We start from the raw sequence: 4441 nt of genomic DNA on the forward strand, positions 1-4441 counted from the left end.
CCTTGAGCCGGGCGTCTACCGGCTCAAGGAGACTGCCTCCGGCAGCCCGCTCCACGAGGTCGTCGCCGACCAGGACGTCATCGTCACCCCGGGCGCGACCACACGGCTGACGATCACCGACCCGTTCAAGGCTGCCAAGGTTCTCCTGCAGGCCAAGGACGACAAGACTGGCAAGCTCCTGCCCGGTGCGACCGTGAACATCGGCACCGGCACCTCGACGCTGCTCACCCTGACAACTGGTTCCAAGGGCACGGCCTCTGGCGAGCTGCCGGTGTCGAGCCGGAAGACGCAGTTCTGGGTCAAAGAGATCAAGGCTCCCGCCGGCTACGACCTTTACAAGCCGTCCAAGACGTTCAGCGCGGGTCCCGGTGCCCCCGTGACCGTGACCGTCACCAACGCCAAGACCGCCACCACCCCGCCGCCCACGCAGAAGCCGACCGATAGGCCCGCCGACAAGCCGAGCGACGAGCCCTCCCCGAGCAAGCCCGGCAAGGACGAGGACGTCTCGGTGCCGTCCGCCTCGGGTACCCCGACCGCTGACAAGGCCGCGTCGAGCACTGCGACGCCCGCCCCCGCGGGCTCGCTCGCGCACACAGGCGCCGACGCCACCCCGTGGCTGATCGGCAGTGCCGGAGTTCTGATCGCTGCCGGCGGAGGCGCACTCATTGCGGCTCGCCGCCGACGCACGGACGACTCCACCGACGACGGCTCCAGCGAGAGCTGACCTTACTCACAGCATGACGGAGTGCCCCCGGAATCATTCGATTTCGGGGGCTCTGTCGTGGATGCGTATCCGATGCGAGCGGAGGCGGTGTGCAATGCGGTCGATTCACCCGCCGCCCATACGTGGTCCTTGCGTATCGCCGAACCGTGAAGACTCGTACGCGCGTTCACCGCCAGGGGTGGACTTGCCGCCTCTTTGGTGTCGGACAATACCGAACGCCAGCGCGAGCGTGCAGAGGTGCGGCAAGCTGCCGCGGGAAATCAGAGTTCTCGCACCAGAGGAGCCACCCATGGCCGAGTCGATCGTCGTCCCCGACCTATGGACCGGGCACTGCCAGTGTGGCGACCACGCGTACGAGGCGTCCGGTATTCCGGACGACCCCCACTTGTGCTCGTGCGAGCACTGCACGCGCCTGTCCGGTGCGCCGGCGATGGCGTGGGTCGGATTCCACAGGGACGCCCTGAAGTGGACGGGCCCGGGAGGTGAGCCGACGTACTTCTCCACCTGGCCGACGCTTCATCGAGGCTCCTGCCAGCGCTGCCGCACCCAGCTCACCTCCGTCGCGGACGGCTCGGACATGATCATGGTGGCGATCTTCAGTCTCTCCCACAGCGCTGAACTGGCCCCGGTCGGACACAGCTACCGCGAGGAAGCGGCGCCTTGGATGGCCATCACGCTCGCGCCCGACCCTCAGCGCCGGACATGACGGTCTGCGCTGAGCCCCGGTTGCGAGATCGGCGCGTCCCCGCGGGCATTCACGGTGAATTCGGGCGATCCTGTGCCCGGACCGCGCGGCGCAGCTCCGCGTGAGCAGCTGACGAGCAACGCTGCGCTGGCCAGTGCGGGTGTCGGGCGATCCGTGACGACAGCAGGAGGAGTCGTCGCCGCAGCGCCGTGGCCCCCGCGGCGGGTGGCAGTGCGGAGAGTGCCTCGTATGTGCGGTGCCACTCGCGTTGGGCTTGCAGCAGGTCGTCGGGGTAGGGCGCGGTCTCCATGAATTTATTCAAGCACTTGTTCGATTTCGGGTGCATCTCTCGTCGGTCCTTCGTGTTCCCCGCCCTACTGTGGAAGGGCAACGATCTCTACTGGGAGCACAACGAGTGACAGCGTCAATGGAGCGGCTCTGCGACTGGGTCGTCAATATGGACGAGGTCTGGGTCCACGGCGACCGGATCACCGATGGCCACGTCGCTCTGGATATGCGCCTCACGCCAGGGCTCGATCCTGGCGAGGTCGCCCGGGACGGACAGTGGGTCCTGCGCAAAGCGCAGCCCTCACGCTGGGTGGCTGAGCAGCGCCCCGACCTCTCAGACGTCATTCCTGACCCGGCGGACGGCTCGGACTGGAGCGAGGTCGCCTGGTCTGCGTGGGTAACCCGCGGCCTGTGTATCGGCGCGCTACGGGGCGCCGCGGTGGCGGTGGACCACGGGTGGCTCTGTCGTCTCGAACCCGGCTACCGGATCGAGGGGGCTCCCGGACGCGGCGCGTTGCGGATCGTGACCAAGAAGCCCGAGCCGTCGCTGCTATCGGGCGGTGCCGTGCATCGAATGGTCATCGGCGCCGTGATGCCCACGCCGATCGAGGCTTCGGGCACGGTCCTTAAAGCCATCGTGCAGGACCTGAAGGTCTAGGACTACCGGGTGAGCAAGCGGCCTCAGCTTCCAGGTGATCCCTCCGACCTGCACCTGCGCATCTCATACGACGACGAACTCTGGGACACCCCGCAGGCCGACACGCTGGAGCGATGGAGTGTGGCCGTCCTCCACCGTCGGCGTGTGCACAACGGAGACCGTGGGCCGGCGGGCACGAGCAGCTGCGTCACAGCGGATTGCCCCTCGTGCACGGTCGAGGACGCCACCGTGGGGTCGATGACGTTCTACCGCGTGCACCTCGATGGTGCCCGGAATGCGTACTGGGCGATGGAAGAGGAATCCGAGGAGTTGTACGAGACCGCCCAGGTGCTCCTCGATCCCGAGACGGGCTTCTTCACCGGCGAGGTCAGCGAGTTGCTGGAGTACGTCGGCTCCGCGCTGCTCGTCATGGACCGGGTGACGCTGGATCCTGCGTGGCGTGGGCACGGCCTGGCGGCCGTACTCAGCTGCGAGGTGATCCACCGGCTCATGGCCGGCTGCCGGGCCATCGCCTGCTCGCCCGGTATCGCCGACCTCAGCAGCCAGCGTCTGACGGGCCAGGCCGAGTGGGACCGCGTGAACGCCAAGATCGACCAGGGTTGCAGAGGCTCGGGTTCCGCCTCTACCGCGACAACGTCTATCTCCTCTCGCCTGCGTCGCAAGACCTGGAGGAGCAGCGTGGCGCGCTTCGAGGGCGCCTTGCGGAACTCGGTGCGTCTTGGCGGATCGGGACATCATGACGGGCGTCGCCGCTGCCAGAGACGTGCGCTCCAAGGAAGGCTCCAGCCGCGGCGGAGGGTCGGTGTCTCACCCGGGTCTGGCGACGCCTTCGGCGGCGGGGCGATTCTGTCGGGCCGTAGGCCGATCTTGTCCGGGTGGACGCAGGCCGGCACCCCTTCGTCGTGGGTGTAGCGGTGCCCGTTCTCCGGATGGAACGGGCACTCCCAAGAGGGCCTGTTGTAGACCACGAACTGCTCGCGCGGGTACAGGGCGGCTGGGCAGATCCCGCAGACGGGCCGCTTCGGGTCTTCGCGGTCCGGATCGATGTACGGCGGTCCGGCGGGGTCCGGGATCTCCATAGCAGCCAGAGATTAGCGGGCCCGGCTCGCCGCAGAGGCCCGAGCCGCAGCCAACGGGAGCGCGAAATTGGCAGTTGTCCGCTGCCATCGAAGCCAGTCGTTGACAACGAAGGCAGTCGATTCATGGTGTGTGACAGCGAACGCAGTCCGCTCGGGCCGGAGATGACGCGGATATCCAGGTCGGGCCGCCTCACATCGACATCCAGCAGTAGAGCTGTTCGTTGGCTTCGCAAGCCCGTCTGGCGAGCAGGATGAGCCCTTCGGCCAGTGTTCTGCGCCGCATGTTCGTTGAAGAAGTACAGCGAGGTGTCGCTGGCGAAGTCGAGTCCCCTGATTGGCAGGGACGTTCGCTGCGCTGATGTCACGGGGCCCTCAGATTCTTCAACGAATTTCCGGTCCGGCACACGAGAAGTCGTACACCGCGAAGTCGGTAACCGGGCGGTACCCGATCCGCTGGTAGAGGCCGTTGCTGGTGGGGTTGGCTAGGTCCGCGAACAGTAGGACCTCCGCCGCGCCTGCGGCCAGCGCGGCCCTACTCACCTCGACCGTCGCGGCGCCCGCGTAACCGCGGCCGCGTAGGTGGGCCGGGGTGTAGACGGGGGCAACCCGGACCTGGCCGGCGACCATCGGGGTCACGCCCGCCATGGAGGCGGGGGTGCCGTCGGGGGTTTCCCAGAGCGTGACGCGTTCTTGGGCGATGCGTGTATCCGCCCATGAGCTGCTGTCCGCAGCGGGGGTTCCTCCGATGGCCGTGATGAACTCGCGGTGCCAGAGCATGAGTTGCTCACGGTCCTGCTCGCCCGCGACTCGGCTTCGGCCCTCCGGGAGTGGCTCCTGTGGTGTGAGCGTGCCGAGGCGGTACAGGCGCTCCCGCTCGTGCAGCGTCGGCGTCGCGCCACTGTGCCGCGCCCAGGCATCGGCGAAGGAGGTGGCGGTGTGGTGGTCCGCGTTGACGCCGGGGAGGCGGTGGCCGAGGCGGGCCAGGTGGGCGGCGAGGGTGTCGGCCT

General features: G+C 67.9%; 6 protein-coding genes. 4 read left to right on the top strand and 2 right to left on the bottom strand.

Going from position 1 to position 4441, the window contains the following annotated elements:
- Both J1C73_RS11005 and J1C73_RS11010 read left to right on the top strand, forming a co-directional pair.
- On the top strand, positions 1 to 724 hold a 724-nt coding region (locus J1C73_RS11005), incomplete at its 5' end, for a SpaA isopeptide-forming pilin-related protein (RefSeq protein WP_207316193.1).
- Positions 725 to 1013: 289 nt separating this feature from the next.
- The gene (locus J1C73_RS11010; protein WP_207316194.1) at positions 1014 to 1430 is read left to right on the top strand and encodes a GFA family protein; all 417 of its coding nucleotides are present in this window, start codon (positions 1014 to 1016) and stop codon (positions 1428 to 1430) included.
- 49 nt (positions 1431 to 1479) lie between these two features.
- Here the strand turns inward: J1C73_RS11010 and J1C73_RS36280 are convergent, their stop codons facing one another.
- A complete protein-coding gene (locus J1C73_RS36280) occupies positions 1480 to 1755 on the bottom strand; it encodes a DUF8825 domain-containing protein (protein WP_504743236.1) in 276 nt (91 codons plus the stop codon).
- Between the two features lie 81 nt (positions 1756 to 1836).
- Between J1C73_RS36280 and J1C73_RS11015 the strand changes: the two genes are divergently transcribed.
- Both J1C73_RS11015 and J1C73_RS11020 read left to right on the top strand, forming a co-directional pair.
- Entirely contained in the window at positions 1837 to 2355 is a 519-nt protein-coding gene (locus tag J1C73_RS11015; protein ID WP_207316195.1) for a hypothetical protein, read from the top strand.
- 237 nt (positions 2356 to 2592) lie between these two features.
- Positions 2593 to 3267 (top strand): hypothetical protein, encoded by a 675-nt coding sequence (locus J1C73_RS11020; protein WP_207316196.1) that lies wholly within the window; start codon positions 2593 to 2595, stop codon positions 3265 to 3267.
- 548 nt (positions 3268 to 3815) lie between these two features.
- Here the strand turns inward: J1C73_RS11020 and J1C73_RS11025 are convergent.
- A partial coding sequence (locus J1C73_RS11025; RefSeq protein ID WP_207316197.1) for a GNAT family N-acetyltransferase occupies positions 3816 to 4441 on the bottom strand: 626 nt, incomplete at its 5' end.

Source organism: Streptomyces laculatispora (assembly GCF_017353455.1).
GTDB lineage: Bacteria > Actinomycetota > Actinomycetes > Streptomycetales > Streptomycetaceae > Streptomyces > Streptomyces laculatispora.

Excerpts from the sequence above, each read along its gene's own strand:
- J1C73_RS11010 (WP_207316194.1), top strand. The coding sequence starts at position 1,014 with ATGGCCGAGTCGATCGTCGTCCCCGACCTATGGACCGGGCACTGCCAG.
- J1C73_RS11015 (WP_207316195.1), top strand. The coding sequence starts at position 1,837 with ATGGAGCGGCTCTGCGACTGGGTCGTCAATATGGACGAGGTCTGGGTC.
- J1C73_RS11020 (WP_207316196.1), top strand. The coding sequence starts at position 2,593 with ATGACGTTCTACCGCGTGCACCTCGATGGTGCCCGGAATGCGTACTGG.
- J1C73_RS36280 (WP_504743236.1), bottom strand. The coding sequence starts at position 1,755 with ATGCACCCGAAATCGAACAAGTGCTTGAATAAATTCATGGAGACCGCG.